Source organism: Nocardiopsis lucentensis DSM 44048 (assembly GCF_000341125.1).
In the GTDB taxonomy this organism is placed as follows: Bacteria; Actinomycetota; Actinomycetes; order Streptosporangiales; family Streptosporangiaceae; genus Nocardiopsis; species Nocardiopsis lucentensis.
The window spans coordinates 1-2972 of record NZ_ANBC01000305.1 but is presented as its reverse complement, the minus strand read 5'-3'; the positions used below and the strand labels follow the sequence as shown (position 1 = coordinate 2972).

Below are 2972 nucleotides of genomic sequence, written 5' to 3'. Positions count from 1 at the left end.
GGCGGCCCGCCGCCCTCCAGTTTGCGGCGCAGATAGCTGATGTAGACGGCGAGGTTCTTGGACTCGGGTCCGAAGTCGTAGCCCCAGATGCGGTCGTAGATCGTCGCGTGGTCGAGGACGATCCCCTCGTTGCGAACCAGGAGTTCCAGGAGGTCGAACTCGGTCTTGGACAGGTCGATCTCGCGGTCGCCGCGCCAGACCCGCCGGGCGAGCGGGTCGAGTCGCAGTTCACCGACCTGGAGCGGGCCCTCCACGGCGCCCTCCTCGGTGGCGGGGGCGGCCCGGCGCAACAGGGCCCGCAGCCGCGCGAGGAGTTCGTCCAGCTCGAAGGGTTTGGCGAGGTAGTCGTCGGCGCCCGCGTCGAGTCCGGCCACGCGGTCGGGGGTCTCCACACGCGCGGTGAGCATGAGGATCGGGGTGCGGTCGTTCTCGGCGCGCAGCACCCGGGTCACGCCCAGGCCGTCGACACCGGGCATCATGACGTCGAGGACGAGCAGGTCCACGGGCTCGGCGTGCACGGAGGCGAGCGCCTGGACTCCGTCCGCCGCCGTGCGCACCTCGTAACCCTCCAGTTGGAGTGCGCGTTCCAGTGACTCCCTGATCGCCCGGTCGTCGTCGGCGACCAGCACGGTGGCCGCGGCGGAGGTGGCTTCCATGGGCAACATCGTCGCGTATCCGGGTGAGAGGGCGGTAAGAGCCCGGTGAGGGTGTGTCTGGAGCCGGAGGGCCCGCGTCGCCCGGCGCCCGGTGGGGGTCAGGCGGTGTTCTCGGGTCCTCCGCTTCGCTTCGGACCGTGTTCGGGCGCCCGAACGACACCCGCTCGGGTGACCGTCCAGGGGACAGGATCTAGGCCCCGGGAGTGAAGGAGCGGGTGCGACGGAGTCCGGCGGCCCTTCCCTTGCCCGCCACGACGAGCGCCATCTTGCGGGAGGCCTCGTCGAGCATCTCGTCGCCGAGCATGACGGCGCCCCGGCGGTCGACCGTCGTGGCGTGGGCGTAGGCGTCCAGGATGAGTTCGGCGTGGTCGTAGTCCTCCTGGGTGGGGGCGTAGACCTCGTTGGCGGCCTCGACCTGGAGGGGGTGCAGGACCCACTTGCCGTCGAACCCGAGCGCCGCGGTGCGGGCCGCCGAGCGCCGGAAGGCGTCCACGTCGCGGATCTGGAGGTAGGGGCCGTCGACGGCCTGGAGCCCGTGGGCGCGCGCGGCGGTGAGGATGCGCATGAGCACGTAGTGGTAGGCGTCGCCGGTGTCGTACCCGGGCGGCTGTTCGCCCACGACCAGGCTCTTCATGTTGAGCGAGGCCATGAAGTCGGCGGGCCCGTAGACGAGGGACTCCAGGCGGGGAGACGCGGCGGCGATCGCGTCGACCTCCGTCAGGCCACGCGCGTCCTCGATCTGGGCCTCGATGCCGATCCGGCCGACCTCCAACCCGACGGCGCGTTCGATCTGGGTGAGAAGGGTGTCGAGCCAGTGCACGTCGCGCGGGGAGGTGACCTTGGGCAGCACGAGGCAGTCCAGTTCGGCTCCGGCGCCCTCCACGACGGTGATGACGTCCCGGTAGGCCCACTCGGTCGACACGTCGTTGACGCGCACCGAGCGCAGCTTCCCGTCCCAGCCGCCGTCGTTGAGCGCCCGCACGACGTTCTCGCGCGCGGCCGCCTTCTCCAGCGGCGCCACCGCGTCCTCCAGGTCCAGGAAGAACGCGTCCACGTCCAGTCCCCGCGCCTTCTCCACGAACCGGGGGTTGGACCCCGGTACCGCGAGTACCGACCGCCGCGACCTGAGTTCGCCCATCGCCGTTCCCACTCCGCTCACCCGTCCGTGCCGCCACCGGCGTCGCGCCGTGTGGCGTCGCCCCGCCCTGTGCCGGGGCGCGGGGCTCATCATCGCACCGCGCGGTGCGTAGGGTGTGGTCCGGGGGGCCGACGCGCCCCGTGAGAGCACGAAGGACCGGGAGTGACCATGTCCGCCACGCGGTACCCGACCAGCGCCCACTGGGGCAGCTACCAGGTCGTCGTCGACGACGGCCGTGTGGTGGGGGTGCGACCGGACCCGGACGACCCGGCGCCGTCCCCGGTCATGGGCAACACCCCCGAGGCGCAGCACCACGCCTCGCGGGTGGCGCGGCCCGCCGTGCGCCGCCGGTGGCTCGACCACGGCCCGGGGCCGGACCCGCGCCGGGGCGACCCGGAGGACGAGTACGTCGAGGTGGGGTGGGACACCGCCCTGGACCTGCTGGCGCGCGAGCTGGACCGGGTGCGCGCCGAGCACGGCAACGCCGCGATCTACGGCGGCTCCTACGGCTGGGGCAGCGCGGGCCGCGTGCACCACGCGCAGAGCCAGCTGCACCGGTTCCTCAACACGATCGGCGGGTACACGCGCTCGCGGACGACCTACAGCCACGGGGCCGTGGAGGTGCTCATGCCCCGGCTGCTGGGCACCCCGGCGGCCAACAGACTGCTGCACCGCGCCCCCGCGTGGACCCAGATCCGCAGACACACGGAGCTGCTGGTGACCTTCGGCGGTCTGCGGGTGTCCAACACGTGGACGTCGTCCGGTGGCCGTGCCGCCCAGACCGCCGGTCCCGCGATGCGCGAGGCCGCCGACGCGGGCGTGGAGTTCGTGTCGGTGTCGCCGCTGGCCGACGACACGGACAAGGGTGTTCGGGCCGAGTGGGTGCCGGTCGCCCCGGGCACCGACACCGCGGTGCTGCTCGCCCTCATGCACGTGCTGTTCGACGAGGGGCTGGCCGACACCGGCTTCCTCGACCGGTACACGGTGGGCGCCGACCGGCTGCGCGCCTACGTCATGGGCGAGCGCGACGAACGCGGGCGGCCCGGCGGGACGGCGCGCACCCCCGAGTGGGCGGAGGCGATCAGCGGGGTCCCGGCCGAGCGGCTGAGGGGTCTGGCACGGCGGATGGCCGCGCGGCGGACGCTGGTCAACGTGGGCTGGTCGGTGCAGCGCGCCCG

3 protein-coding genes are annotated in these 2972 nt (G+C 73.2%); 1 reads left to right on the top strand and 2 read right to left on the bottom strand.

The features are described from left to right. A partial coding sequence (locus tag D471_RS0110800; RefSeq protein WP_017598634.1) for a response regulator transcription factor occupies nucleotides 1–656 on the bottom strand: 656 nt, incomplete at its 3' end. Nucleotides 657–846: 190 nt separating this feature from the next. Beyond that, a complete protein-coding gene (locus D471_RS0110795; RefSeq protein WP_017598633.1) occupies nucleotides 847–1794 on the bottom strand; it encodes an HpcH/HpaI aldolase/citrate lyase family protein in 948 nt (315 codons plus the stop codon). 168 nt (nucleotides 1795–1962) lie between these two features. Between D471_RS0110795 and D471_RS0110790 the strand changes: the two genes are divergently transcribed. Beyond that, nucleotides 1963–2972 (top strand): molybdopterin-dependent oxidoreductase (locus D471_RS0110790; RefSeq protein ID WP_026127604.1); only part of this gene is annotated, 1010 nt, incomplete at its 3' end.